This is a genomic window from Pseudomonas fluvialis, from assembly GCF_002835605.1.
GTDB classification, from domain to species: domain Bacteria; phylum Pseudomonadota; class Gammaproteobacteria; order Pseudomonadales; family Pseudomonadaceae; genus Aquipseudomonas; species Aquipseudomonas fluvialis.
On record NZ_PIYS01000003.1, the window covers coordinates 279,155 to 304,848 of the forward strand.

At 63.0% G+C, this 25,694-nt stretch carries 24 protein-coding genes and 1 pseudogene; 12 read left to right on the forward strand and 13 right to left on the reverse strand.

Annotation, left to right across the window (positions count from 1 at the left end; genetic code table 11):
- The first annotated feature begins 350 nt into the window (after nt 1-350).
- Nucleotides 351-566 carry a ribosome modulation factor gene (gene rmf / locus CW360_RS03150; protein WP_093985266.1) on the forward strand — a complete coding sequence of 72 codons (216 nt, stop codon included), beginning with the start codon at nt 351-353 and terminating at the stop codon, nt 564-566.
- A gap of 83 nt (nt 567-649) precedes the next feature.
- Here rmf and CW360_RS03155 read toward each other — a convergent pair whose 3' ends face one another.
- On the reverse strand, nt 650-1,678 hold the full coding sequence (locus CW360_RS03155) for a quinone-dependent dihydroorotate dehydrogenase (protein ID WP_093985267.1): 1,029 nt from the start codon (nt 1,676-1,678) through the stop codon (nt 650-652).
- A 73-nt stretch (nt 1,679-1,751) separates the two neighbouring features.
- Nucleotides 1,752-1,979 (reverse strand): DUF2835 domain-containing protein, encoded by a 228-nt coding sequence (locus CW360_RS03160; protein ID WP_093985268.1) that lies wholly within the window; start codon nt 1,977-1,979, stop codon nt 1,752-1,754.
- Nucleotides 1,980-2,098: 119 nt separating this feature from the next.
- Here CW360_RS03160 and CW360_RS03165 point away from each other — a divergent pair, with 119 nt between their 5' ends.
- Nucleotides 2,099-2,983 carry a DUF6685 family protein gene (locus CW360_RS03165; protein WP_101192729.1) on the forward strand — a complete coding sequence of 295 codons (885 nt, stop codon included), beginning with the start codon at nt 2,099-2,101 and terminating at the stop codon, nt 2,981-2,983.
- 23 nt (nt 2,984-3,006) lie between these two features.
- The gene (locus CW360_RS03170) at nt 3,007-3,609 is read left to right on the forward strand and encodes a nitroreductase family protein (protein WP_101192730.1); all 603 of its coding nucleotides are present in this window, start codon (nt 3,007-3,009) and stop codon (nt 3,607-3,609) included.
- 10 nt (nt 3,610-3,619) lie between these two features.
- Here CW360_RS03170 and CW360_RS03175 read toward each other — a convergent pair whose 3' ends face one another.
- A complete protein-coding gene (locus CW360_RS03175; protein WP_101192731.1) occupies nt 3,620-4,384 on the reverse strand; it encodes a YoaK family protein in 765 nt (254 codons plus the stop codon).
- A 2-nt stretch (nt 4,385-4,386) separates the two neighbouring features.
- Complete coding sequence (locus CW360_RS03180; RefSeq protein ID WP_093985272.1) at nt 4,387-4,833, reverse strand: DUF1289 domain-containing protein; 447 nt, start codon at nt 4,831-4,833, stop codon at nt 4,387-4,389.
- Between the two features lie 580 nt (nt 4,834-5,413).
- Between CW360_RS03180 and acnB the strand changes: the two genes are divergently transcribed.
- Entirely contained in the window at nt 5,414-8,023 is a 2,610-nt protein-coding gene (acnB, locus tag CW360_RS03185; protein WP_101192732.1) for a bifunctional aconitate hydratase 2/2-methylisocitrate dehydratase, read from the forward strand.
- Between the two features lie 125 nt (nt 8,024-8,148).
- On the opposite strand, the gene CW360_RS03190 is transcribed toward acnB, so the two are convergent.
- The 3 genes from CW360_RS03190 to CW360_RS03200 all read right to left on the reverse strand — a co-directional run bounded on the left by CW360_RS03190 (nt 8,149) and on the right by CW360_RS03200 (nt 10,092).
- Complete coding sequence (locus CW360_RS03190) at nt 8,149-9,111, reverse strand: L,D-transpeptidase family protein (RefSeq protein ID WP_093985274.1); 963 nt, start codon at nt 9,109-9,111, stop codon at nt 8,149-8,151.
- Nucleotides 9,112-9,204: 93 nt separating this feature from the next.
- Nucleotides 9,205-9,474: a hypothetical protein gene (locus tag CW360_RS03195; RefSeq protein ID WP_093985275.1), complete on the reverse strand. Its 270-nt coding sequence runs from the start codon at nt 9,472-9,474 to the stop codon at nt 9,205-9,207.
- A gap of 12 nt (nt 9,475-9,486) precedes the next feature.
- A complete protein-coding gene (locus CW360_RS03200; protein WP_101192733.1) occupies nt 9,487-10,092 on the reverse strand; it encodes an arylesterase in 606 nt (201 codons plus the stop codon).
- Between the two features lie 10 nt (nt 10,093-10,102).
- Between CW360_RS03200 and CW360_RS03205 the strand changes: the two genes are divergently transcribed.
- The 4 genes from CW360_RS03205 (at nt 10,103) to CW360_RS03220 (ending at nt 15,463) form a co-directional block, all read left to right on the forward strand.
- Nucleotides 10,103-10,783 (forward strand): ABC transporter ATP-binding protein, encoded by a 681-nt coding sequence (locus CW360_RS03205; protein ID WP_101192734.1) that lies wholly within the window; start codon nt 10,103-10,105, stop codon nt 10,781-10,783.
- Nucleotides 10,783-13,284, forward strand: coding sequence for an ABC transporter permease (locus CW360_RS03210; RefSeq protein WP_101192735.1), 2,502 nt, complete (start codon nt 10,783-10,785; stop codon nt 13,282-13,284). Before CW360_RS03205 ends, CW360_RS03210 begins: the two co-directional genes overlap by 1 nt.
- Nucleotides 13,285-13,296: 12 nt before the next feature.
- Complete coding sequence (greB, locus tag CW360_RS03215) at nt 13,297-13,794, forward strand: transcription elongation factor GreB (protein WP_093985279.1); 498 nt, start codon at nt 13,297-13,299, stop codon at nt 13,792-13,794.
- A gap of 85 nt (nt 13,795-13,879) precedes the next feature.
- Complete coding sequence (locus tag CW360_RS03220; RefSeq protein ID WP_093985280.1) at nt 13,880-15,463, forward strand: ABC-F family ATPase; 1,584 nt, start codon at nt 13,880-13,882, stop codon at nt 15,461-15,463.
- Here the strand turns inward: CW360_RS03220 and msrB are convergent.
- Entirely contained in the window at nt 15,460-15,855 is a 396-nt protein-coding gene (gene msrB / locus CW360_RS03225; RefSeq protein WP_093985281.1) for a peptide-methionine (R)-S-oxide reductase MsrB, read from the reverse strand. The two genes, CW360_RS03220 and msrB, sit on opposite strands and share 4 nt — an antisense overlap.
- Nucleotides 15,856-16,034: 179 nt before the next feature.
- Between msrB and CW360_RS03230 the strand changes: the two genes are divergently transcribed.
- The 3 genes from CW360_RS03230 to htpX all read left to right on the forward strand — a co-directional run bounded on the left by CW360_RS03230 (nt 16,035) and on the right by htpX (nt 18,657).
- On the forward strand, nt 16,035-17,246 hold the full coding sequence (locus CW360_RS03230; protein WP_093985282.1) for a pyridoxal phosphate-dependent aminotransferase: 1,212 nt from the start codon (nt 16,035-16,037) through the stop codon (nt 17,244-17,246).
- A gap of 11 nt (nt 17,247-17,257) precedes the next feature.
- A complete protein-coding gene (locus CW360_RS03235; protein ID WP_101192736.1) occupies nt 17,258-17,695 on the forward strand; it encodes a hypothetical protein in 438 nt (145 codons plus the stop codon).
- Between the two features lie 89 nt (nt 17,696-17,784).
- Nucleotides 17,785-18,657, forward strand: coding sequence for a protease HtpX (htpX, locus tag CW360_RS03240; RefSeq protein ID WP_093985284.1), 873 nt, complete (start codon nt 17,785-17,787; stop codon nt 18,655-18,657).
- Between the two features lie 64 nt (nt 18,658-18,721).
- Here the strand turns inward: htpX and CW360_RS03245 are convergent, their stop codons facing one another.
- Nucleotides 18,722-19,378: a thiopurine S-methyltransferase gene (locus tag CW360_RS03245; protein ID WP_093985285.1), complete on the reverse strand. Its 657-nt coding sequence runs from the start codon at nt 19,376-19,378 to the stop codon at nt 18,722-18,724.
- 101 nt (nt 19,379-19,479) lie between these two features.
- Here CW360_RS03245 and CW360_RS03250 point away from each other — a divergent pair, with 101 nt between their 5' ends.
- Nucleotides 19,480-20,247, forward strand: a complete 768-nt coding sequence (locus CW360_RS03250) for a DODA-type extradiol aromatic ring-opening family dioxygenase (protein ID WP_101192737.1) — start codon at nt 19,480-19,482, stop codon at nt 20,245-20,247.
- Between the two features lie 47 nt (nt 20,248-20,294).
- On the opposite strand, the gene CW360_RS03255 is transcribed toward CW360_RS03250, so the two are convergent.
- The 4 genes and pseudogenes from CW360_RS03255 to CW360_RS03270 form a co-directional block, all read right to left on the reverse strand.
- Complete coding sequence (locus tag CW360_RS03255; RefSeq protein WP_093985289.1) at nt 20,295-20,585, reverse strand: DUF1883 domain-containing protein; 291 nt, start codon at nt 20,583-20,585, stop codon at nt 20,295-20,297.
- A gap of 66 nt (nt 20,586-20,651) precedes the next feature.
- Nucleotides 20,652-22,322 carry a DEAD/DEAH box helicase gene (locus tag CW360_RS03260; RefSeq protein WP_101192738.1) on the reverse strand — a complete coding sequence of 557 codons (1,671 nt, stop codon included), beginning with the start codon at nt 22,320-22,322 and terminating at the stop codon, nt 20,652-20,654.
- A 267-nt stretch (nt 22,323-22,589) separates the two neighbouring features.
- A pseudogene (locus tag CW360_RS17235) lies at nt 22,590-23,099 on the reverse strand (methyl-accepting chemotaxis protein); the annotation flags it as partial.
- Nucleotides 23,100-24,916: 1,817 nt separating this feature from the next.
- Nucleotides 24,917-25,672 (reverse strand): spermidine synthase, encoded by a 756-nt coding sequence (locus tag CW360_RS03270; protein WP_229727208.1) that lies wholly within the window; start codon nt 25,670-25,672, stop codon nt 24,917-24,919.
- Nucleotides 25,673-25,694 lie beyond the last annotated feature (22 nt).

Sequence of the window (25,694 nt, forward strand, 5' to 3'; positions counted from 1 at the left end):
GAGCACAACACCCTTGGTCGGAATTTAGTACAGGCATGGCGATGTACGGCACGACCGGTTCATCGCCATGGGTTGCTGGCAAATCCGCGGCACACAAGGCCAGGGCATGGCCCAGCAACCAGAAAGGTGCATGGGCTTATCGCCCCATCCATACATACATGACCTGCTTATGACAAAACGGTCATTCACAGCTCGCCACGCATTGGTTAGAACTCTAGCAACCGTAACCGCAAAGGTAACGGCAGGAACCTCGCCACGCCGGCAGCGAGCTCCGTGGGCAGCGACCATTCTGCCCGGCCCCAGCAGCGGGCCACCGGGACATAACAGTCAACAAGTGAGGGCTACACCCTATGAGAAGACTCAAGCGTGATCCGATGGAACGAGCCTTTTTGCGTGGTTATCAGCACGGCATTCATGGCAAATCCCGCGACCTCTGTCCTTTTACCACCCCCTCCACCCGTCAGGCCTGGCTCAATGGCTGGCGTGAAGGTCGTGGCGACCAGTGGGATGGCTTTACCGGCACCGCCGGCATTCATCGACTCAATCAACTGCACGCCGTAGGCTGACCGTTCAGGATCACATCGTTTTTTCCAGACCGCTCCATTCGAGCGGCGGGCGCAAGCCCAGGGGCTCCCAACGGGAGCCCTTTTTATTGGCTGCGCGGCAAGGCGGCAATGGCATCCACGGCCTGACGAATCAGCGCAGGCCCCTGGTAGATGAACCCGGAGTAGATCTGCACCAGGCTGGCTCCAGCGGCGATCTTGTCCGCCGCATGCTGGCCTTCGGTGATACCGCCCACGGCAATGATCGGCAGCCGGCCCTGCAACTCGCCAGCCAGCACGCGGACCGTATGAGTGCTCTTGTCGCGCACCGGCGCGCCGGACAACCCGCCTGCCTCGTCGGCATACTGCAAACCCTCGACACCCTCCCGCGAGAGTGTGGTATTGGTGGCAATCACCGCATCCATGCCGGTATCGAGCAAGGCGCGTGCTACATCCACGGTTTCCTCATCGGTCATGTCCGGAGCAATCTTGATGGCCAGCGGTACGCGCTTGCCATGCACCACAGCGAGGTCTTCCTGGCGCTGACGCAGCGCCTCGAGCAGCTGCCGTAGCGAATCCCCAAACTGCAGCGAGCGCAGCCCAGGCGTGTTCGGCGAGCTGACATTGACGGTCACATAGCTGGCATGCGCATAGACCTTGTCCAGGCCGATCAGGTAATCATCCACCGCACGCTCAACCGGCGTGTCGAAGTTCTTGCCGATATTGATGCCCAGCACGCCGCGATAACGCGCTGCCTGCACCCTAGCCAACAAATGATCCACGCCCAGGTTGTTGAAGCCCATGCGATTGATGATGCCCTGCGCTTCCGGAAGACGGAACAGCCGCGGCTTGGGGTTACCCGGTTGGGCTCGCGGGGTAACGGTACCGATCTCGATAAAACCGAAGCCCAGCTGGGCAAAGCCATCAATCGCATCACCATTTTTGTCCAGGCCCGCCGCCAACCCCACCGGATTGGCAAATTCCAGGCCCATGACGCGCACCGGCAGGCTGGCCGGCGCCTTGCACAACAGGCCATTCAGGCCAAGCCGCCCACCCGCGCCAATCAGGTCGATGGACAGGTCATGGGAGGTTTCCGGGGCAAGTTTGAACAGCAGGTCACGGGCCAGGGTATACATGGTCGGCATCGGCTTGGGAAAAGGACAGGCAGTATAGTTTCTTGCCATGCGCCGGGAAAGCGACGCGCTTGGCTCAGCCTCCCGTCAAACGCGACAGGCGCAGCAACTTGCCGTCACTGGAGAACTCCAGCTCGAAACTGCCATGGATACCGGCATGGGTAAGGTAGGGTTGCAGGCGAGCAGCTGGCAAACTGACCTTGCGCCCGTCGCGACTTCGCAGCAATATCCGGTTCGCACGCCCCTGGTATACCGCCAGGTAGAGGTCGGAACTCACGGCGATATCCAGGATCAGGCTGGGCATGGAGGCATCCTTTATGGTGAACGATTCATTCTTGCATACAACTCGCCATGCGCAGCGCCAGACAGCTCGCGGCAAGTTCTGCCACACTGTACTGACAGCCGGCCACTGATCGTACCCCCATGAGCCTGAGCGAACCGTCCGCACCGCTGAGCAGCCGCCTGGCCACCCTGCTGGGACGCCTGGGCATGGGTGGGCGCCAGGCACGGCATATCCTGCAACGCGCCAGCCAGCTGCAACTACCTTTCCAAACCCTGCCGAGCCACCCTGACAGCATCAGCTGGCAGGCCGGCCCGCCCTTGCAGCGCCTGGCCGACCTGCCACGCAGCGCCCTGTCAGGCCCCGTGCAGGAAGACAAGGCCGCAGCCCACGCCGCGCTCAGCCGCATCGTCACCCTGCAGCAATACAGCCTGGATGAAGTCGACTTGCGACACATCGACGGCATCAACGCCGCCGAAAGCGCGTACCTGCAGGCACGCAGCTTCGAGGATTACCTGGCCAGCAAGCCGCAGCGCAACGTACGCATCATCAGCTACAAGGATTTCTTGCGTGCAGTGTGTCTGCCCTTGCCACACTTCCTGCAAGGCGAGCCCATCCAGCTGCTCCGCGCCGACTGGCGTGGCGAACGGCTGTTCTGGGCAGGTGAGCAGCAGCTGGAGGCCTTCATTAGCGCGGTGGCCTACGCGCGCCGGCGTGAACTGCCGGTACTGCTGCCAGCGCGTCTGGCGCATTACCATATCGACGACCTGGCATTGGAACAGCTGCAACTGCATTACCATATGCTGGCCATGCCGGCACAAGCCTGGAGCGACCCTGCCTTCATGGGCTTGCTGCTGGACACCGGCCTGCCTTATGCACGCCTGAGCCTGCGCGATGCCAGCGGCGGCCCGGAAGCCCTGCTCCTGCCTCGCAACCAGCCACTGGCCAATGCCCTCGGAGAGGGCCTGCGCCTGGCAGGGGCAGCCGATGTCGTTGAGCATCTGCACCGTCTTAAACGGTCTATCTGAACCGCGAATTACCGGAGATTTATATGGATACGCTTGATGCCATTCGTAGCCGCCGTGCCGTGCGCGGCTATGACAGCCAGTATGTGCTGAGCGACAGTGATCGCCAGGAACTGCTGGAACTGGCCCTACTCGCTCCCACCGCATTCAATCTGCAACATGTCCGCCTGGTCGATGTCCAGGACCCGCAACTGCGCGCACAAATTCGTGCCGTAGCCTGGGATCAGGCCCAGGTCAGCGAGGCCTCGATGCTGGTGGTTATCTGTGCCCGCGTGGACAGCTGGCAATGCAATGCCAGCCGCGTCTGGGAAGGCGCCCCGGAAGACGTTGCACAGTTCATGGTCGGCGCTATCGATGGCTATTACCGCGACAAACCGCAAGTACAGCGCGACGAAGCCCTGCGCAGCTGCGGCCTGGTCGCACAAACGCTGATGCTCGCTGCCCGCGGCAAGGATCTGGACTCAGTACCTATGGACGGCTTTGACTTCGAGGCTGTCGGTCGCCTGATCAATCTTCCAGAAAATCATCTGATCGGCCTGATGGTGGCGATTGGCAAGCGCAACGTCGAACACAAGCCTCGCGTGGGACGTCTACCGTTCGACGAAGTCGTACGCCGCGACCGCTTCTAAACGCAGCCTGTCAACGGCGGCGCTGGCGACGGCGCTGCCACGAACGCCAGTCATCCATCATCGCCACGCTGGCCAGCATCACCAGCAACAAAGCCAGTGGTAACGTGGCACTGTAGCCCAGGTGCTTGAAACCCAGGGCACCCAGCACGCCACCGGCGAAGAAGCTCAACGCCAGTGCGCTGTGCAACAGCAGCCGCTGGCGATTGGCTTGCACCCGCCGCCCTGGCGGCAGCTGGGTTCGATTCCAGTAGAACAGCTTGCCCAACTCGATACCGATATCGGTGACGATCCCGGTGATGTGGGTAGTACGAATCTCGGCATGCGAAAGCTTGGTAATCAGCGCATTCTGCAAGCCCATGATGAAGCACAACAGCATCACGGTCAGCGGCACGAACAGCCCTTCGATACTCGAAAGGCGCGCACCCAGCAGACCAAACCCCAGCAATAGCAGTGCCTCCAGCAGCAACGGCAAGGCGAACTCGCTATGTCGCCGGCGCCGCCGCGCGTAATGCACCAGCATCGCCGAACAGATCGCCCCCAACAGGAAGCACAGCAACCCACCCAGTCCGGACAACACCAGCGAATAAGCCCCCAGCACCAGATTGTCAGCCATCGAGGACACGATACCGGTCATATGCGAGGTGTATTGCTGTACCGCCAGAAAGCCTCCGGCGTTGATCGCGCCGGCCACCCCGGCGAGGATCAGCCCCAACTGACGATTGCCACTGCGGGTACGCCGACTACCCAGCAGGCGTCGCAAATAGACGGCCAGCATATTCAGGCCTGCTCCATCAGTGCCGCGTAGCAGGCCAGGGAGGCCTGAAAATATGCCTGCTCTACCTGCTCCAGCAGTTCGGCGAGCGGCATGCCGGCAAAGGCCGGCTGCAAGGCCAAACCATAAGCCTGCAGATTGCGCATCCGCCCGGCGCCACGCCTTAACAACTGATAAGCCCAGCAATACGGCGACTGTTCGGCCACGAAACGAATCTGCCGCGCTTCCAACTGCTCGCGCAGGCGCTGGCTGTCGACGATCAGCAACTTGCTCGCCAGCACCTGCACCTGCAACTGCTCCAGGCGCTGCCAAATAGCCAGGCGGCGTTCGTTGGGATAGCCGTTCCAGTCGATGATCTCATGACAAAAACGCTTGCAGCCTCGACACACCAGGTCGCCATACACTGTGGAGCACAGGCCGACACAAGGTGTTTTCACCGCCAGGCTGGACATACCACACACTCCCCGGTTGGCTGTCAAAAAACGCCATCTTAGCCCTTTGTCTAAGCCAACGACCACGCCACAAACACCACACCCTTTACTCAAGCATCGCCATAAACCTGCACGATCAACACCGTTGACTTCCAGATAGCCACGAATAGCCGCTCTGGAATAATCCGCCAGACATCCCCGACCGGCCATCCAGAGCCTGCGCCACGCTTAACTTTGCCGGGCGATTCCAGTAGAATCGTTGCGCCATTGACTGACTGCCGACACACCAGCCGACGCCGGCAACCTCGCTTTGCCAGGCCGGTAGACGCAGCAGCAGACAGGCAAAATTGTCCGCACGAAGCTGTTTTCAAAGCGTCACGAGCACAGTTTTTCGCCAGAGTCCGTTGGCGACGCAGGGTGTCCCTGTCTCGCCAACCCTCATCAACCGCCTGGCGGCGTAAAACTTTGAAAACAGCTTCTTCTGGATGGAACCTGCGCAACCCTGGCCTGAGGGTTCATATCTCCCTGCGGCGCAGGGTGTGCGGGCTTCCTGGATGAGCGTCCCGGACAACCTGTTGGGACCACTGATGAGGGTAAAACTGTGCTTGAAGCCTATCGCAAACACGTAGAAGAGCGCGCCGCGCTGGGGATCGTTCCCCAGCCGCTGAACGCCGAGCAAACTGCAGGCCTGGTCGAGCTGCTGAAGAACCCGCCGGCTGGCGAAGAAGCCTTCCTGGTCGATCTGATCACCAACCGTGTTCCGCCGGGCGTGGACGAAGCGGCCTACGTCAAGGCTGGCTTCCTGTCTGCCGTCGCCAAGGGCGAAGCGACCTCCCCGCTGATCAGCAAGACCCTCGCCGTCGAGCTGCTGGGCACCATGCAGGGCGGCTACAACATCGCCACCCTGGTCGAGCTGCTGGACAGCGCCGAGCTGGCCGAAGTGGCCGCCGCGCAACTCAAGCACACCCTGCTGATGTTCGACGCCTTCCACGACGTTGCCGAGAAAGCCAAGGCCGGCAATGCCAACGCCAAGGCCGTGATGCAGTCCTGGGCTGACGGCGAGTGGTTCACCAACCGCCCGGCCGTGCCGGAAAAAGTTACCCTGACCGTGTTCAAGGTCACCGGCGAAACCAACACCGACGACCTGTCGCCGGCTCCGGACGCCTGGTCCCGCCCGGACATCCCGCTGCACGCACTGGCCATGCTGAAGATGGCCCGCGACGGCATCAACCCGGATCAGCCGGGTTCCGTTGGTCCGATCAAGCAGATGGAAGCCCTGAAAGCCAAAGGCTTCCCGGTTGCCTACGTCGGTGACGTAGTGGGTACCGGTTCCTCCCGTAAGTCCGCCACCAACTCGGTGCTGTGGTTCTTCGGCGACGACATCCCCAACGTACCGAACAAGCGCGCCGGTGGTTTCTGCTTCGGCACCAAGATCGCCCCGATCTTCTACAACACCATGGAAGACGCCGGCGCCCTGCCGATCGAATTCGACTGCACCAACCTGGCCATGGGCGACGTCATCGACGTGTACCCGATCAAGGGCGAAGTGCGCCGCCATGGCAGCGACGAACTGGTCACCACCTTCCAGCTGAAGACCGACGTACTGCTCGACGAAGTGCGCGCTGGCGGCCGTATCCCGCTGATCGTTGGCCGTGGCCTGACCGAGAAGGCCCGTGCCGAGCTGGGTCTGGCTCCGTCCACCCTGTTCAAGAAGCCGGAAGCTCCGGCCGACAGCGGCAAGGGCTTCACCCTGGCGCAGAAGATGGTCGGTCGCGCCTGCGGCCTGCCGGAAGGCCAGGGCGTGCGTCCGGGCACCTACTGCGAACCGAAGATGACCACCGTCGGTTCCCAGGACACCACCGGCCCGATGACCCGTGACGAGCTGAAAGACCTGGCTTGCCTGGGCTTCTCCGCCGATCTGGTGATGCAGTCCTTCTGCCACACCGCGGCCTATCCGAAGCCGATCGACGTCACCACCCACCACACCCTGCCGGACTTCATCATGACCCGCGGCGGTGTATCCCTGCGTCCGGGCGACGGCATCATCCACAGCTGGCTGAACCGCATGCTGCTGCCGGACACCGTCGGCACCGGTGGCGACTCGCACACCCGCTTCCCGATGGGCATCTCCTTCCCGGCCGGTTCCGGCCTGGTAGCCTTCGCCGCTGCCACCGGCGTGATGCCGCTGGACATGCCGGAGTCGGTACTGGTGCGCTTCAAGGGCAAGCTGCAACCGGGTATCACCCTGCGTGACCTGGTGCATGCCATCCCCTACTACGCGATCCAGGCTGGCCTGCTGACCGTCGAGAAGAAAGGCAAGAAGAACATCTTCTCCGGCCGCATCCTCGAGATCGAAGGCCTGAACGAGCTGACCGTTGAACAGGCGTTCGAGCTGTCCGACGCCTCCGCCGAGCGTTCCGCTGCCGGTTGCACCATCAAGCTGCCGGAAAGCGCCATCGCCGAGTACCTGAAGTCGAACATCACCATGCTGCGCTGGATGATCGGCGAAGGCTACGGCGATGCCCGTACTCTGGAGCGTCGTGCCAAGGCGATGGAAGCCTGGTTGGCCAACCCGCAACTGCTGGAAGCCGACAAGGATGCCGAGTACGCCGCCGTGATCGAAATCGATCTGGCCGACGTGAAAGAGCCGGTACTGTGCGCGCCGAACGATCCGGACGACGCCCGTCTGCTGTCCACCGTTGCCGGTGAGAAGATCGACGAAGTGTTCATCGGTTCGTGCATGACCAACATCGGCCACTTCCGCGCTGCCGGTAAGCTGCTGGACAAGGTCAAGGGTGGCATTCCGACCCGTCTGTGGCTGGCTCCGCCGACCAAGATGGACGCCCACCAGCTCACCGAGGAAGGCTACTACGGCATCTACGGCAAGGCTGGCGCGCGCATGGAAATGCCGGGTTGCTCGCTGTGCATGGGTAACCAGGCGCGCGTACAGACCGGTTCGACCGTGGTCTCCACCTCGACCCGTAACTTCCCGAACCGTCTGGGCGACGCCACCAACGTGTACCTGGCTTCTGCCGAACTGGCCGCGGTCGCTTCGATCATCGGCAAGCTGCCGACCGTCGAGGAGTACATGGAGTATGCGAAGAATATCGACAGCATGGCTGCCGACGTTTACCGCTACCTGAGCTTCGACCAGATCGCCGAGTACCGCGACGCCGCGGCCAAAGCGATCATCCCGAGCGTACAGGTCTAAGACTCGTCCGCTAGGCAAAAGAAACCCCGCTTCGGCGGGGTTTCTTTTTTCCAGCTACTTGCGGATAAAAAAACACCCCGCGCAGTGAGCACTGGCGGGGTGTGACAGCGGGTTAAACAGCGGATTCAGTAAGGCAACTGCACATCGTTGCTGGCAATCGCCTCACGCGGCTCGGCGATTTCCACCGGCAGGCCGTCCTCGGCCGCCACGACCTCACGTACCACTTCCCAATCCATGCGCACATTGGCCGCCAGATCTTCACGCTTGAGCAGCGCATTGATCACCGCAGCATGCTTGTCGACAACAGAGGGTACGCCCTGATCATCCAGCGGCGCATGAGCCTCGAGATACAGCTTGCCGCCACTTACCCCAAACTTGTAGGGCTCATCGATGATGCGCAACTTGGTGCCTACCGGCACCATGTCCGCCAGTTTCAGCACGTTATGGTTGTACATGCGGAAGCAACCATGACTGACCCGCATGCCGATACCGAACTTCTTGTTCGAACCATGAATCAGGTAACCCGGCACACCAAGATTGAACTTGAACGGCCCCAGCGGATTGTTCGGTCCCGGCGGCACATAGCTGGGCAGCGGGTCACCGTTGGCCGCATGCTCTTCCAGAATCGACTTGGGCGGCGTCCAGCCGGGATTGGGTACTTTGCCGGTAATGGTGGTGTTGGCCACCGGCGAACCCCAGCCTTCGCGACCGATCCCCAGCGGGAAGGTGTGTACTACCTTGCCACCCGGTGGGTAGTAATACAGGCGGTACTCAGCGAGGTTGATGACAACCCCCTCACGCGGCCCCGGCGGCAGGATGTAGCGAGTCGGCAGGATGATCTCGGTCCCCTCGCCCGGCAACCAGGCATCCACCCCCGGGTTGGCGGCAACCATCTCCAGGTAGCCGAGGTCATGCACCTTGCCCAGGTCGGCAAAGGTATCTTCGTACTTGGCCTTGATCACCTGGACCTGGCCGACAATGTCTTCACCCGGCGGCGGCAAGGGCAGCTCCAGGGCTGCCAGCGATGTGCTCAGTGCCAGAGCGGAAAGTGGCAAATAGCGGGCGACAGCGCGCAAACGCAGCGACATGGCGGGTGAATCCTCAAGAAAGATTGATGCGACGAATTGTACACGTGCCTCTACGCCACGCCAGTGGCTATCACATCAGGTAACGCTTCCCGGCTACAGGGGAAGCTCGCCGCGCCTCTGCGCCTGCAGGCGTTGCAGGCAGAGCGGACACAGCCGACGATCACGCAGATCGGCAGCATCCAGCAGACGATAGCTGGGCTGGGCCGGCAACAAACCGCCGCACAAGGTATGGTCGACCTGGCTATCCAGCGCCAGCTGGCGAGCGAGCAAGTGCACACGGACTTCCTGGCAGGCGAACAGATCCAGCTGCTCGCCGGGTAGCAACAGGTAGTAGGCGTGTAGCGACCAGACCCGACGTGACATGACAACCGCCCGTTACAGTAGCGGCTGCAGCAGCGGCCAGACATTCTCCAGCAGGCGCGGCTGTGCGCTGCTGCGCGGATGAATGCCATCAGCCTGCATCAGCTCGGCCTGACCACCCACGCCTTCCAGCAGGAACGGCAGTACCGGCACGCGGTAACGCTCACCCAGCGCCGGATAGACGGCGGCGAACGCCTGGGTATAACGCGGCCCGTAGTTGGGCGGCAACTGCATACCCAGCAACAACACCTTGGCACCGGCGGCCTGGCTTTTCTCGACCATCCCGGCAAGATTCTGTTGCAATTGTTCGAGGGACTGACCACGCAGCCCATCGTTGCCTCCCAGCTCGATCAGCACATGACTCGGGCGGTGTTCGGCGAGCAGCGCCGGCAGCCGCGAAGCCCCGCCAGCACTGGTCTCGCCGCTCACCGAGGCATTCACCACGCGGTGCACATAGCCCTGCTCGGCCAGGCGCTTTTCCAGCAAAGCCACCCAACCCTCGGTGGTATCCATGCCAAAAGCGGCGCTGATACTATCGCCAACAACCAGCAGGGTGCCGGCCAGTGCATTTCCCGTGCACAGCAACAGAACCAGGCAACTGCGGATCAACCAGGCACGCATCGGACACCCCATGAGCTCAAGTATTCTCAGTGCGCGGCACCTTAGCAAAGTGGTCGGCAGCGCGGAAGGTGAACTGACCATCCTGCACGACATCGACCTGGACCTGGCGCGCGGCGAAAGCCTGGCCCTGCTCGGTCGTTCCGGCTCGGGCAAGTCCACCCTGCTGGGCCTGCTGGCCGGGCTGGACAACCCCAGCAGCGGCAGCGTACGACTGGCCGGCCATGAACTGACCCATCTCGACGAAGACCAGCGGGCCAAGGTGCGCGCCGAGCACGTCGGCTTCGTTTTCCAGTCTTTCCAGCTGCTCGACAGCCTCAGCGCGCTGGAAAACGTCATACTGCCCCTGGAGCTGGAAGGCCACGCCAATCCCCGCCAGCAGGCCCGCGCACTGCTTGAGCGAGTCGGCCTGGGCCAGCGCCTGCATCACTATCCTCGGCAACTCTCCGGCGGCGAACAGCAACGTGTAGCCCTGGCCCGGGCCTTTGCCGCCGAGCCGGACATCCTGTTTGCCGATGAACCGACCGGCAATCTCGACGACCACACCGGCGCGCATATCTGCGAGCTGATGTTCGCCCTCAACCGTGAGCACGGCACCACCCTGGTACTGGTCACCCACGACCAGCGCCTGGCCGCACGCTGCCAGCACCAGCTGCACCTGCAGGATGGCCGCCTGTTGCAGGACACTCACTGATGCGTCGCCTGTCACTGTCCAGCCTGCTGCGCCTGGCCTTGCGCCAACTGTGGCGTGAACGCCGGGCTGCCGAGTTGCGTACCCTGCTGATCGCCCTGCTCATCGCCGTAGCGGCCAGTAGTTCGATCGGCTATCTCAGCCAGCGGTTGAATGACGCCATGCTGCTGCGCGCCAGCGAATTTCTTGCCGCCGACCTGGTGCTCGACAGTTCGCTGCCGGCCACTCAGGCACAGCGCGACAGCGCCGTCCGGCTGGGCCTGCGCCAGGCGCAAAGCGTCGAGTTCGCCAGCGTGCTGATCGGCGAGGAGGCCGTACAACTGGCCAGCGTCAAGGCGGTGGACAATCCCTATCCGCTGCGTGGCGAGCTGAAAAGCGCCGCCAGCCCGTTTGCCGAAGAGCAACCTGGCGACGGCCCGCTGCCCGGCGAAGCCTGGGCCGAGCCGCGCCTGTTGCTCGCGCTGGGCCTGGCCGTGGGTGACAGCGTGGAGCTCGGTCAGCATCGCCTGCGTATCAGCCGAGTACTGACCCATGAGCCGGATCGCTCCAGCGACTTCTACAGCCTGACGCCGCGCCTGCTCATGCACCTGGATGATCTGGCCGCCACGCAGATCATCCAGCCGGGTAGTCGGGTACGTTACCGCCTGCTCTGGCAGGGCAATCCTGAACAACTGGCCGCCCTGCGCGACAGTCTGCAGGGCCAGTTGCTGCCCCAACAGCGCCTGCTGGATGCGCGCGATGGCAACAGCCAGGTAGGCAAGGCGCTGCAACGCGCCGAGCGCTACCTCAACCTGTCCAGCCTGGCCGCGGTACTTTTGGCCGGAGTCGCCGTGGCCCTGTCCGCCAACCGCTATGCGCGGCGCCGTTTCGACGCCAGCGCCCTGCTCCGTTGTCTGGGCCTGAGCGCACGGGAAACCCTCTACCTATATGGCATGCAGCTGGCAGTACTGGGTCTGCTGGCCAGCCTACTCGGCGCCCTGCTCGGCTGGTTTGGCCATCTGCTGCTGCTGCACCTGCTCGCCGGCCTGCTGCCGGCCGAGCTTCCGGCGGCGGGCGTACACCCCCTGCTGGCCGGGGTTGCCACCGGGCTGGTGGCCCTGGCCGGCTTTGCCCTGCCGCCGCTTGCCTCGCTGGGCCGCGTGCCACCCCTGCGCGTGCTGCGCAGCGACTTGCAACCCCTGGCCATGCGCGCGGTGCTGGTATACGCCTGCGCGCTGCTGGCACTCGGCCTGATCATGTGGCGACTGAGCCTCGATCTGGCGCTCACCCTCAGCCTGCTCGGTGGCGGCCTGTTGGCCTGCCTGCTGCTCGGCGGGCTGTTGCTGCTCGGCTTGCGCAGCCTGCGGCGCCTGTTGCACAAGGCTAGCCTGGCCTGGCGCCTGGGGCTGGGCCAACTGCTCCGTCAGCCACTGGCTGCCGCCGGGCAAATGCTCGCCTTCGGCCTGATCCTGTTGGTCATGGCCCTGGTTGCCCTGCTACGCGGCGAACTGCTGGACACCTGGCAAGCGCAACTACCCGAACGCACCGCCAACCACTTTGCCCTGAACATCCAACCCGCCGAGCGGCAGGCCTGGGCAAATGCCCTGCAGCAACTCAAGGCCGAATCCAGTCCGCTCTACCCGATGCTGCCGGGGCGCCTGGTAGCCATCAACCAGCAGCCGGTGGCCCATCAGGTCGAGGCAGACAGCCGTGGTGAGCGCGCCACCCGCCGCGATCTCAACCTGACCTGGAGTGCCGAACTGCCCAGTGGCAACCAGATCACCGCGGGCAGCTGGTGGAACGAGTCCGACACCCAGGGCCTGGGCGTATCCCTGGAAGCCGAGCTGGCCAGCAGCCTGGGCATTGCGCTGGGCGACCAACTGACCTTCAACCTGGCCGGCCGCGAGATCACCCGTCAGGTCAGCAGCCTGCGCACGGTCGACTGGGACAGTTTCCAACCCAACTTCTTCGTCATCTTCGACCCGCGCGGCATGCAGCAGCACAGCGCCAGCTACATCACCAGCTTCTACCTGCCCAGTGCGCAGGCTGACCAGTTGCTGCCTCTAGCCCGCCAGTTCCCCGGGGTTACCCTGCTGCCCATCGAAGCAATCCTCGATCAGCTACGCAGCATTCTTGCCCAGGTCAGCCTGGCCGTGGAGTTCGTCCTGCTCTTCGTCCTCGCCGCCGGCCTGGCGGTCGTACTGGCCGGACTACAGGCTACCCTCGACGAGCGCACGCGGCAGTCGGCGCTGCTGCGCGCGCTGGGCGCGGAACGGCGCCTGCTGCTGCAGGCCCGGCGCCGCGAATTCGCCCTGCTCGGCGGACTCAGCGGCCTGCTTGCGGCATTGGGCTGCGAGCTGGTCAGCGCGCTGCTCTACACCCAGGTGCTCGACCTGCACTGGCAGGCGCATCCCTGGCTGTTGCTGCTACCCTTGCTCGGCGCCGCGCTGATCGCTAGCGTAGGCGTCCTGGCTACCCGTGAAACCCTCAAGGCCACGCCGCTCAGCGTATTGCGCGGCCAATAGCAGTGAACCCCGATGAGTCGTTACCGCCCACCACGTCCTGCCGGCACCGCCCTGATCACCCCGGAGGGCGAGGCGCGCCTGCGTGCCGAACTGCATGAGCTGTGGCATGTGCGCCGCCCGCAAGTCACCCAGGCGGTGAGCGAAGCCGCCGCCCAGGGCGACCGCTCGGAAAATGCCGAATACACCTATGGCAAGAAGATGCTGCGGGAAATCGACAGCCGCGTGCGCTTTCTCAGCAAACGCCTGGAAAAGCTCCAGGTGGTCGACAGCCGCCCCAGCGACACCGGCAAGGTGTACTTCGGTGCCTGGGTAACCCTGGAAGACGAAGACGGTGAACAACAGCGCTACCGCATCGTCGGCCCTGACGAGCTGGATCTGCGCCTCAACCTGATCAGCATCGACTCGCCCCTGGCCCGCTCGCTGCTCGGCAAGCCGCTGGATGCCGAAGTACAGGTACAGGCTCCGGGCGGCCTGCGCACCTGGTATATCGTGGCCATCGACTACCCCTGACACATCCTGCCGTGCCAGGCGCGCGACAAAGCGCTACAATCGCGCCCTTTTTGCGCTCCGCGCCCTTGCCTGCAGGATTTTTGCCTTGATCTCCACCGCCAACATCACCATGCAGTTCGGCGCCAAGCCGCTGTTCGAGAACGTTTCCGTCAAGTTCGGCAACGGCAACCGCTACGGCCTGATCGGTGCCAACGGCTGTGGCAAGTCGACCTTCATGAAGATCCTCGGTGGCGACCTGGAGCCCTCGGCCGGCCAGGTGATGCTGGAACCCAACGTGCGTCTGGGCAAGCTGCGCCAGGATCAGTTTGCCTATGAACAGTTCAGCGTGATCGACACGGTGATCATGGGCCATGAGCAACTGTGGACGGTCAAGGCCGAACGTGACCGCATCTATTCGCTGCCGGAAATGAGCGAAGAAGACGGGATGAAGGTCGGCGAACTGGAAGGCGAGTTCGCCGAAATGGACGGCTATACCGCCGAATCGCGCGCTGGCGAACTGCTCCTCGGCCTGGGTATCCCGCTGGAACAGCACTTCGGCCCGATGAGCGAAGTGGCCCCCGGCTGGAAACTGCGCGTGCTGCTCGCCCAGGCGCTGTTTGCCGACCCCGATGTACTGCTGCTCGACGAGCCGACCAACCACCTGGACATCAACACCATCCGCTGGCTGGAAAACATCCTCACGGCGCGCAACAGCACCATGATCATCATTTCCCACGACCGCCACTTCCTGAACAGCGTGTGCACCCACATGGCCGACCTGGACTACGGCGAGCTGCGCCTGTTCCCCGGCAACTACGACGAGTACATGACCGCCGCCACCCAGGCCCGCGAGCGCCTGCTCTCCGACAACGCCAAGAAGAAGGCGCAGATCGCCGAGCTGCAGACCTTCGTCAGCCGCTTCTCGGCCAACGCCTCAAAGGCCAAGCAGGCCACCAGCCGCGCCAAGCAGATCGACAAGATCCAGCTGGAAGAGGTCAAGCCGTCGAGCCGCGTCAGCCCGTTCATCCGCTTCGACCAGAACAAGAAGCTGCACCGTCAGGCGGTGACCATCGAGAAGCTGTCCAAGGCCTTCGACGACAAGGTGCTGTTCAAGAACTTCAGCTTTACCGTTGAAGCCGGCGAGCGTGTGGCGATCATCGGCCCCAACGGCATCGGCAAGACTACCCTGCTGCGCACCCTGGTCGGCGAACTGCAACCGGATGCCGGCAGCGTGAAGTGGACCGACAGCGCCGAGGTCGGCTACTACGCCCAGGACCACGCCCACGACTTCGAGGCCGACGACAGCCTGTTCGAGTGGATGGGTCAGTGGACCAGTGGCGAACAGAACATCCGTGCCGCACTCGGCCGCATGCTGTTCTCCTCCGACGAGATCCAGAAGTCGGTCAAGGTGCTCTCCGGTGGTGAACAGGGGCGCATGCTGTTCGGCAAGCTGGCCTGTCAGAAGCCCAACGTGCTGGTGATGGACGAACCGACCAACCACCTGGACATGGAATCCATCGAGGCACTCAACCTGGCGCTGGAGAACTACCCGGGCACACTGATCTTCGTCAGCCACGACCGCGAGTTCGTCAGCTCGCTGGCCACGCGCATCATCGAGCTGTCGGAAAACGGCGTGACCGACTTCAGCGGCAGCTATGACGACTACCTGCGCAGCCAGGGCGTGTTCTAATCAGCCGCACGCCACTGCAAGGCCACCGAGTTGATGCAATAGCGCAGCCCGGTGGGCGGCGGGCCGTCATCGAAGACATGTCCCAGGTGGGCATCACAGGCCGCACAGCGCACCTCAGTGCGCAACATGCCATGGCTGGTATCGGTTAGTTCACGCAGCCGCTCTGCCGCCAGCGGCTGCCAGTAGCTCGGCCAGCCGCAACCGGCATCGAACTGGCAGGCGGCATCGAACAGTGGCGTGTGGCAACACACGCAAAGGAACTGTCCGGGCCCCGGGCAACGGTAATAGGCACCACTGAATGGCCGCTCGGTACCGCCCTGGCGGCACACCGCATACTGCTCAGCGCTAAGCACGGCGCGCCACTCCGCATCGCTGCGGTTGATCTTGCTCATCTGCATCTCCTCTGCCCGTACATTGCCCGCCAGTACACAGAAAAACCCTGGGCCCGGCCTTTTCCCGACAACGGCCCAGTCGTATCATGCCTGCCCCGCCACTGGCCAGTCCCCGCGGCGCTTGCACATTATCCGGCTGCACTGGCGGCAGCCCCTTTACCTTCGGGAATCTTCAGATCATGCAGGTCAGCAAATCGAACAAACTTGCCAATGTCTGCTACGACATTCGCGGGCCGGTGCTCAAGCACGCCAAGCGTCTGGAGGAAGAAGGTCAGCGCATCCTCAAGCTGAATATTGGCAACCCAGCACCGTTCGGTTTCGAGGCGCCCGAGGAGATTCTCCAGGACGTCATCCGCAATCTGCCAACCGCCCAGGGCTACAGCGATTCCAAGGGGCTGTTCAGCGCGCGCAAGGCGGTGATGCAGTACTACCAGCAGAAACAGGTGGAAGGCGTCGGCATTGAGGACATCTACCTCGGCAACGGCGTGTCCGAACTCATCGTCATGGCCCTGCAGGCCCTGCTCAACAACAACGATGAAGTGCTGATTCCCGCCCCGGACTACCCGTTATGGACCGCCGCCGTGGCCCTGGCCGGCGGCAAGCCGGTGCATTACCTGTGCGACGAGCAGGCCGACTGGTTCCCCGATGTCGCCGACATGCGCGCCAAGATCACCAGCAATACCAAGGCGATTGTCCTGATCAACCCGAACAATCCGACTGGCGCGGTGTATTCCCGCGAGCTGCTGCTGGACATCGTCGAACTGGCCCGCCAGCACAATCTGGTGATTTTCTCCGACGAAATCTACGACAAGATCCTCTACGACGAGGCCGTGCACATCAGCACCGCTTCGCTGGCTCCTGACGTGCTCTGCCTGACCTTCAACGGCCTGTCCAAAAGCTATCGGGTAGCCGGCTTCCGCTCCGGCTGGATCGCCATTTCCGGTCCCAAGCACAAGGCACAGAGCTACATCGAAGGTCTGGATATCCTCGCCAACATGCGCCTGTGTGCCAACGTGCCGAGCCAGCATGCCATCCAGACTGCACTGGGCGGCTACCAGAGCATCAACGACCTGGTCCTGCCGGGCGGCCGCCTGCTGGAGCAACGCAACCGCGCCTGGGAACTGCTCAACGACATTCCCGGGGTCAGCTGCGTGAAACCCATGGGCGCGCTGTACGCCTTCCCGAAAATCGACCCCAAGGTCTGCCCGATCCACAACGACGAGAAATTCGTACTGGATCTGCTGCTCTCCGAGAAGCTGCTGATCGTCCAGGGCACCGCCTTCAACTGGCCGTGGCCGGATCACTTCCGCGTGGTCACCCTGCCACGCGTCGATGAACTGGAACTGGCTATCGGGCGTATCGGCAACTTCCTCAAGACCTACCAGCAATAGGCCTGATCAACGTGGATCTGCATATCGACGACTTCTACAAGGATTGTGCGGGCGGCCTGCTGCAGCTCTACCAGGCTTTTCCGCGCAAGCACACCCTGTACGTCGAAGACCTCATCGGCCACGAGGAGCCGGACGAGTTCGGCCTACCCAGCAAGCGTCACCAGGGGTGTTTCAGCACCCTGCTGTGGCTGGCCGAGGAAGGCTACCTGCGCTACGAATCGACCATTCGCAGCGAAGCCCTGGATCAGGCGGTACTCACCGAAAAGGGCTTCCTGCGCCTGGCCGGCCCGGTGGCCGATGTGCAGCTCGACCCACAATTGCCCGCCAGTGTGCAGCGCGTGCAGCGCAGCCTGGCCCAGCAATTACGCCTTGCCCTGCACAGCGGGCACAGCGAACGCCTGGTCGCCCTGGCCAGCCAGCTGCTTGCCCGGCCAAGGGACATAGTTTGAAATAGCTGCCGGCTTGAATAGCCCCAGGCACCGCCCTTATATAGCCCGCACAGGCAGAGTGCCTTTCGTTTTAGGAGTTGTAGCTCATCATGATGCGTATCGTCATTTTCCTCGCCACCAACCTGGCGGTGCTGATCATCGCCAGCATCACCCTCAAGCTGCTCGGCGTGGATCGCTTCACGGGGGCCAATTACGGCAGCCTGCTGGTGTTCTGCGCGGTGTTTGGCTTCGCCGGCTCGCTGGTTTCGCTGTTCATCTCCAAGTGGATGGCGAAGATGAGCACCGGCACGCAGATCATTACCCAGCCACGTACCCGCCATGAGCAGTGGCTGCTGCAGACCGTCGAGGAACTGTCCCGCGAAGCCGGTATCAAGATGCCGGAAGTGGGCATCTTCCCCGCCTACGAGTCGAATGCCTTCGCCACCGGCTGGAACAAGAACGACGCCCTGGTCGCGGTCAGCCAGGGCCTGCTGGAGCGTTTCTCGCCCGACGAAGTACGCGCCGTGCTGGCCCACGAGATCGGCCATGTGGCCAATGGCGACATGGTCACCCTGGCGTTGATCCAGGGCGTGGTGAACACCTTCGTGATGTTCTTCGCGCGCATCTTCGGAACCTTCGTCGACAAGGTGATCCTCAAGAACGAGGAAGGCCATGGCATCGGCTACTTCGTTGCGACCATCTTCGCCGAGCTGGTACTGGGCATCCTGGCCAGCATCATCGTCATGTGGTTCTCGCGCCGCCGCGAATTCAAGGCCGACGAAGCCGGTGCCCAACTGGCCGGAACCGGCGCCATGATCGCTGCCCTGCAGCGCCTGCGCGCCGAACAGGGCGTGCCGGTGGAAATGCCCAGCAGCATGGCAGCCTTTGGCATCAATGGCGGCCTGAAAAACGGCCTGGCCGGCCTGTTCATGACCCACCCGCCGCTCGAAGAGCGCATCGAAGCCCTGCGTCAGCGCGGCTAAACAGCGCCCTCGCACAGTCCGTCAGCCCCACCTCGCGTGGGGCTGATGCGTTATGGCGGGTCGATTAACCACGCTGCAAGCGATAGATGCTCTCGTGCAGGCTGCTCAGGCCGCGCTGCAGAAAGCGCCAGTTCTCGTTGAGCACGTCGTGACGCGCCAGCAGTTCGATCTGCCAGTAAGGCGACAGACGCGCATCAATCTCAGCCTGCGACACCGAGAAAGGCGGGCCCGACATTTCCTCCTGGGCATACTCGAGACTCACCAGCAACCCCCGGCAGTTGCCGGGCAGGATGGCCGCCAGGTGCTCGACATAACGTGCCCGCATAGTCTCGGGCAGGGCGATCAGCGCCGCACGGTCATACAGCGCCGTACAGCCCGCCACATGCTCTGCCTGCACGTTAAAGAAGTCCCCGCAGTAGATTTCCACCCCGGCCGCACGATACAGGCGCAAGACACCCTGTTGCTCGACTTCAGGCTGCAGGCCCTGTTCGGCAAAGAAATCCTCCACTGCACGTTCGGCCAGCTCGACCCCCAGCACCCGCAGGCCCTGCCCGGCCAGCCAGGCCATATCCAGGCTCTTGCCGCACAGTGGCACCAGCACCTGGCTGCCCGGTGCGATGGAAAGACTCGGCCAGTGCTGCTGCAGATAGGGATTGACCTCCTGCAGATGGAAACCGATTTGCCCTTGCGCCCAGCGCGCCTGCCAGAATGCCTCTTCCACGCCACACTCCTGAAAATTCGATAGAAACGCCCAGGATTTTACGCTGGAACGCACAGCGCCGAGCCAGCAACATGCTTGTATTACCATTCGCGGAACCTGCCATGTTGCCCAGCCTGTTCATTTCCCACGGTTCACCCATGCTCGCCCTGCACCCCGGCGCCAGCGGCCAGGCACTGCAAAGGCTGGCCCAGCAGTTGCCACGCCCGCAGGCGGTGCTGGTGGTTTCGGCGCACTGGGAAAGCAGCCGCCTGCTGCTTGGCAGTGCCGCTCAGCCGGCGACCTGGCATGACTTCCACGGCTTTCCGCCGGCACTTTATGCGCTCGACTACCCAGCCCCCGGAGCGCCGCAGCTGGCCCAGGTCATCCAGCAACACCTGCTGGATGCTGGACTACCCTGCGCGCTGGATGCTCAGCGACCACGCGATCACGGCGTCTGGGTGCCCCTGCGCCTGCTCTATCCGCTGGCCGATATCCCGGTCCTGCAACTGTCGCTGCCCAGCGCAGATGGTCCGGCCCTGCAGTGGCAGATCGGCCAGGCCCTGGCCGGGCTGCGCACACAGGGTATCTTGCTGATTGGCTCAGGCAGCATCACCCACAACCTGCAGGAACTGGACTGGCAGGATGCCGAAGCGACCGTGGCGCCCTGGGCGGAACAGTTTCGCGACTGGATGGTGCAGCGACTGGAGGACTACGACCGGCCAGCACTGCTCGATTATCGCCAGCAAGCGCCTCATGCTGTGCGCAACCATCCCAGCGAAGAACACCTGCTGCCGCTGTTCTTTGCCTGTGCGGCCGGACAGCGCTTCAGCAGTTGCCACCGCGGCTTCAGCCACGCCGCGCTGGGCATGGATATCTATCGTTTTGACTGACTGCCCGCAGACACACCGACACGCATCAGGTGGACTCGATGCCCCGCTCAGCCACCGCGCCGCACAATGCGAATGCTGTATTCCAGCTTGGGCTTGCGCGTCACGCTGATCGCCCGGCGCGTCACGGTATCCAGGGTGATATTCCAGAACCCCGTGCTGGGTACCGGGATACGCGCCGGAAAGCGCTCGAAGGCCCCGCCGATGTAGTTGTGCCGGGCGCCGTTCTTGAAGCTGCGAAAATTCGCGTCATTCATCAGGCGGATATTGCACGGCTGCGATGACTGGATGACCAGCAGATCGCCTTCGTTGAGTTGTTCGCGTTGGTGGATGAATTTCATGATGACCTCTGCAGATAGCACAAGCCCCGCATCAGCGGGGCTTGCCTGGCGTCAAATCGACGTCTCTCAGTCTTCGCGATAACGGCGCAGCTTGAGGGCCTTGCCCGCCACACGGGTATCCTTGAGCTTGCCCAGCAGACGATCCAGGCCGTCTTCCGGCAGCTCGACCAGGCTGAAGGTCTCGCGGATCTGGATACGTCCGATCGCCTCGCGCTGCAAACCACCCTCATTGAGGATCGCTCCCAGCAGGTTCTTCGCAGCGATACCGTCACGCGTACCCAGCGCGGTGCGGCAACGTGCCTTGCCTTCGCTGACCGGCAGCGGCGCACGACGTTCGCGCGGCGCCGAACTGTCGAAAGGCTCGCGCTCACGACGCTCGCGCTGCGGGCCGGCATTCGGCACCAGCGGCTGCTCACGCTCGATTTCCGCCAGGCTCAGCGACTGGCCATTGGTCACCTTGCGCAGCAGCGCAGCGCCGAGGGCACGCGGACTGCACTGCAGATCGCCCAGCAGGCGGTCGAACAGTTCGCCGTGGCTGCCTTCGGCATCGCTGACCAGCGGCGCCAGGCCATTGGTCAGTTTGCGGATACGCGCATCCAGCACCTGCTGCGGGGTCGGCAGCTTGACCTCACCGACTTTCTGTCCGGTTACCCGCTCGATGACCTGCAGCATGCGCCGCTCACGAGGCGTCACCAGCAGCAGGGCACGACCTTCGCGGCCTGCCCGGCCGGTACGGCCGATACGGTGCACGTAGGACTCCGGGTCATAAGGCATATCGACGTTGAGTACATGAGTAATGCGCGGTACGTCGATACCACGGGCCGCCACGTCAGTGGCAACCACGATGTCCAGACGACCATCCTTGAGCGATTCGATGACCCGCTCACGCTGGTTCTGGGCGATATCGCCATTCAGGGCCGCCGCCTTGTAGCCTTTGGCTTCCAGGGCGCTGGCCAGGTCGAGGGTAGCCTGCTTGGTACGTACGAACGCGATCAACGCATCGAAATCCTCGACTTCCAGCAAACGGCAAACCGCCGCTACTTTCTGGTCGGCATGCACCATCAGGTGCGCCTGCTCGATACGCGCTACGGTCTGGGTCTTGGCGGCGATCTTGATATGCTGCGGCTCGCGCAGGTGCTTCTCGGCAATGGCGCGGATCGAATGCGGCAGCGTGGCGGAGAACAGCACGCTCTGACGGCTTTCCGGCATGGCCTGGAAGATCACTTCCAGGTCATCCATAAAGCCCAGCTTGAGCATTTCATCGGCTTCGTCGAGCACCATCATACGGATAGTCGAGAGCAGCTGGTCGTTGCGGCCGAGGTGGTCGACCAGGCGGCCCGGCGTGGCCACGATGACCTGTGCGCCCATACGCAGGGCCTTGAGTTGCGGCCCCATGGGCGCCCCACCGTACACCGCCACCACGCTTACACCCGGCAATTGCTTGGCATAGGTTTCAAAAGCGGTAGCCACTTGCAGGGCCAGTTCGCGGGTTGGCGCGAGGATGACGGCCTGCGGCTCGCGGCGCGCCGGATCGATCTTCGAAAGAATCGGCAGGGCAAACGCCGCGGTTTTGCCGGTACCGGTCTGTGCCTGGCCGATCATGTCGTGACCGCCAAGGATTACCGGAATGGCCTGGGCCTGGATGGGGGAAGGTTCTTCGTAGCCTACGGCAGTGACTGCCGCCAGTACGGAGGGATGAATGCCGAGCGCGGCGAAGCCGCCGATTTCCTGGGTCATGGGTCTGCCTCATGTGCATCCGCAATGACCCATGAGCAAGCTGCATCAGCCGTGTAAGACCCGAAGGTCACCCAGGCAGCTTGGTCTGCGAGTAATTGCGAGAACGCGTAATGGATTGAATGAAACGTCAAGGATAGCCCGCATTGCGGAGCTGCAGTCGAAGCCTGGCCTCGAGGTGATGCACTACCTGAACGAGGGCCCCGCTGCGGAGCCGGCGCGCATCATAGCCGAATACTGAGAACCTGGCCAGCATTTTGCAAGGACGCATCAACTACGCCCGCCACTCACCTTGAACGCCGCCACCTGTTCACGCAATTGCCCGGCGCTGGACTGTACTCCCTCGCTGCTGTGTTGCAGCAGGCCGAGCACCTCGGCCATGTGCTGCGTACCCAGCTGCATGGCACTGATGCCCTGGCCATACTCGAGACTGCGCTGGTTGAGCCGGCCGATAACTAGGAACATGCGTTCCACGGCTGCCTGCAGCTGCTGATTTTCCGCGCTACCTTGCTCGGCCAGGCGCAGGCTGGTATCGACATTGCCAACGCCCCCTTCCATGAACGCGACGGCATCACGCGTCTGCCCCTGCAAGCTGTCGACCAGTCGTCGGATATCTTCTGCAGCGCTGGCCGTGCGTTGGGCCAGGCTACGCACTTCGCCTGCCACCACGGCAAAGCCCCGTCCATGCTCACCGGCTCGCGCCGCCTCGATGGCGGCATTGAGCGCCAGCAGATTGGTTTGCGTGGTGATATCACTGATCAGCGCGACGATCTGGCCAATCTCGCCCATGCGACTATCCAAAGCCTGGACGCTCTGTGCGGATCGCTCCACCACGTCGCGAATGCCGCGAGTACCCTGGCGCACAATATCCAGGCGCTGGCGGGCACTACTCATCAGCGTATCCATCGCCTGCTTGAGCTCTTCGGCGGTCATCGCTGCCTGCTGAATTTCGCCCAGTTGCTCCTCGACCAACATCAGCATGCTGTGCACTGCCTCATCGACCACCTGCCCGCTGCTGGCTGCCTGACTACTGCGTAGGCACATGTCCTGGCTGGTGCCTGCCACGCGTCGTGACACACCGATGACCTGCCCCACTATGCCATCGAGATTATCGATGAAGCTGTTGATCCAGCGCCCCATGTCACCGGCTTCGTCAGCGCTGAGGCGCTGACGGTCAAGGCGCTGGGTCAGGTTACCGCCGCCTTCGGCGATGGTGCGCAGCAATTCGGTACTGGCCTGCAACTGCCCAGCCAGTCGCCTGGGTCCTCGCCAGGCGAAGACCGCGGCACCGGCAACCAGCAACAGTGCGTTGCACAGGTACAACCCGTGCGGCGGCAATCCGGAAAAGTGTTGCAGCAGGGTGCTCAGACAGAACAGGCTCAGCACCGTACCCAGGTAGGTTTTCATCAGCCGATAGCTGATTGATCGGCGCTGATAAACCTCCTGCAGATCCGCTTCGCACATCATGCCCCAGCGATCCGGGCTACCCGGCAGTTGCAGGGTTACCCCACAACCGACCACTGGCACATGACGATAATCGGCATAGCCTGGATAGCCGACATATAGGTTTTGGCCATGGCGAATGGTTTCACGCACGCCAGGATGCAGCTGTCCACTGGCCGGATCAGTAAAGCGCAGCTCCAGCTCGGTATGCTCACGCACCCTTACCTTTCCAAACGGCGTGCGTACGCCCTGCTTCAGATTATCTCCATGACTGAAGGTACTGTCCTCGAAACGCGAACGTGACAGAGCGGTACCGGGGGCCAGTCCAGGCGCGAAGCGCGACTCGACCATGAACAGGTAGTTGTCGCCCGACTCCGGATAAATGTGCCCAGCCTCCCGCTGAATGAGATCACCCAGCACGTCGTTGGGCACCCGTCCGCAGAGGCAACCGAGCACGCGACCGGCGTGCTGCAGCGGCATGTAGAACATCAGCGTAACGGCATCATGAAAGCGCGAGCTGCGCGGACCGATACTCAAGGTCAGTGCATCACGATAAGGGCCATGCAGGAACGCACCTCGCAAACCCGCCGCAACAGCCTGATCAGCGAGATCACGCTGACCGATATGCGGCGCATGCGTCGAGGCCATCACCCGCCCGCAGGCATCGATCACGAACAGTTCCGTGAAATCCGCTGCCAGCTCGTACTGGCGACGCAGCACACTGGTGTCCAGCGTAGCCAACTGCCCATCCCAGCCGACCAATGCCCCCTGCAATACCTGCCATTGCGTATCGGCCCAGCGCTGCAACAGCCGCACGCGCGTCTCGGCAATGCCAGAAAAGGTCTGCTCCAGCATGGGGCGCGCCTGACGATTGAGCCAACAGGCCCAGCCCATACGCAACTTGCCGGTCTTGCCCAGCCAGGGCAACCAGCTACGTTCGGCGCCAGACAAGTCCATGGCGGAATCAGGAGCAACAACGGGCATGCGTTTTTCCTTACACAACGGCAACAGTGAACCCGTTCACAGCAAGGAACAGGCCAAAATGCGCCAAAGTGGGGAGTATCGCGGTTTACAGCTGTGCACTAGCACCAGAAACAGGCGCAATAGGCGCTATGGCGCCCCAACCTGGGGCATGCGCCGCACCAGGATGGGGCCTAACTGGCCGGACGCATGGCCTGCAACAACGGCTGCAACGAATAGCCCAGCTGCGCAGAAAGGCGCTCAACCCGCAGGGCCAGGGCACGTCGATCAAGGTATTGCTCCAGGCTGGCCGGCACCAGCAACACCACATTGCCCTCGGGCACCGGGATCTCCCAGTAGTGCCGGTGAAACAGCCCGCGCAACAGGGCTGCCCCCAAGGGCCGACCGTCCTGGCAGCCCCACTGGTTGATGATCAGCCAGCCGCCCGGGTTGAGCTTGGCCTGGCAGGCATCGAGGAACCGCCAGGCCAGGTGTGCCGCCGCCGGGCCGCTGTCGGTATACAGATCGAGAAACAACAGATCGGTTGGCTCGGCACTCTCCAGCAACTCATGGGCATCACCAATGCGCAAAGTCAGGCGCGGGTCATCCGTCAGCCCCAGGTACTGCATGGCCAGGCGGGGCACGTCCGGGCGCAACTCGATCACCTCGACGTCATCCAGTGGCAAGTGGCGCAGGCAAGCCTGGGTCAGGCTGCCCGCGCCCAGGCCGAGAAACAGTGCGCTCTCCGGCGCGGCATGACAGAGCGCACCGAGCAGCATGGCGCGGGTATAGTCGTACTCCAGCCAGCTGGGGTCAGGCATAAACACACAGCTTTGCTCGATGGCCTCGCCAAATTCGAGGAAGCGGTAGTCGCCGACCTGCAAGACACGGATCACCCCGAAGGCATCCTCGACCTGGCACAACAGCTGTTCTTCTCCGGCAACCGCCACCTGGGCACTCCTCGTTGTCATT

Bases quoted from the DNA above. Each gene is read 5' to 3' on its own strand.
- CW360_RS03195 (WP_093985275.1), bottom strand. From the start codon at position 9,474: ATGTCACGTCGGGTCTGGTCGCTACACGCCTACTACCTGTTGCTACCC.
- CW360_RS03200 (WP_101192733.1), bottom strand. From the start codon at position 10,092: ATGCGTGCCTGGTTGATCCGCAGTTGCCTGGTTCTGTTGCTGTGCACG.
- greB (WP_093985279.1), top strand. From the start codon at position 13,297: ATGAGTCGTTACCGCCCACCACGTCCTGCCGGCACCGCCCTGATCACC.
- htpX (WP_093985284.1), top strand. From the start codon at position 17,785: ATGATGCGTATCGTCATTTTCCTCGCCACCAACCTGGCGGTGCTGATC.
- CW360_RS03255 (WP_093985289.1), bottom strand. From the start codon at position 20,585: ATGAAATTCATCCACCAACGCGAACAACTCAACGAAGGCGATCTGCTG.
- CW360_RS03155 (WP_093985267.1), bottom strand. From the start codon at position 1,678: ATGTATACCCTGGCCCGTGACCTGCTGTTCAAACTTGCCCCGGAAACC.
- CW360_RS03160 (WP_093985268.1), bottom strand. From the start codon at position 1,979: ATGCCCAGCCTGATCCTGGATATCGCCGTGAGTTCCGACCTCTACCTG.
- CW360_RS03260 (WP_101192738.1), bottom strand. From the start codon at position 22,322: ATGACCCAGGAAATCGGCGGCTTCGCCGCGCTCGGCATTCATCCCTCC.
- CW360_RS03180 (WP_093985272.1), bottom strand. From the start codon at position 4,833: ATGTCCAGCCTGGCGGTGAAAACACCTTGTGTCGGCCTGTGCTCCACA.
- CW360_RS03165 (WP_101192729.1), top strand. From the start codon at position 2,099: ATGAGCCTGAGCGAACCGTCCGCACCGCTGAGCAGCCGCCTGGCCACC.
- CW360_RS03210 (WP_101192735.1), top strand. From the start codon at position 10,783: ATGCGTCGCCTGTCACTGTCCAGCCTGCTGCGCCTGGCCTTGCGCCAA.
- CW360_RS03205 (WP_101192734.1), top strand. From the start codon at position 10,103: ATGAGCTCAAGTATTCTCAGTGCGCGGCACCTTAGCAAAGTGGTCGGC.
- CW360_RS03230 (WP_093985282.1), top strand. From the start codon at position 16,035: ATGCAGGTCAGCAAATCGAACAAACTTGCCAATGTCTGCTACGACATT.
- CW360_RS03175 (WP_101192731.1), bottom strand. From the start codon at position 4,384: ATGCTGGCCGTCTATTTGCGACGCCTGCTGGGTAGTCGGCGTACCCGC.
- CW360_RS03250 (WP_101192737.1), top strand. From the start codon at position 19,480: ATGTTGCCCAGCCTGTTCATTTCCCACGGTTCACCCATGCTCGCCCTG.
- CW360_RS03190 (WP_093985274.1), bottom strand. From the start codon at position 9,111: ATGTCGCTGCGTTTGCGCGCTGTCGCCCGCTATTTGCCACTTTCCGCT.
- msrB (WP_093985281.1), bottom strand. From the start codon at position 15,855: ATGAGCAAGATCAACCGCAGCGATGCGGAGTGGCGCGCCGTGCTTAGC.
- rmf (WP_093985266.1), top strand. From the start codon at position 351: ATGAGAAGACTCAAGCGTGATCCGATGGAACGAGCCTTTTTGCGTGGT.
- CW360_RS03170 (WP_101192730.1), top strand. From the start codon at position 3,007: ATGGATACGCTTGATGCCATTCGTAGCCGCCGTGCCGTGCGCGGCTAT.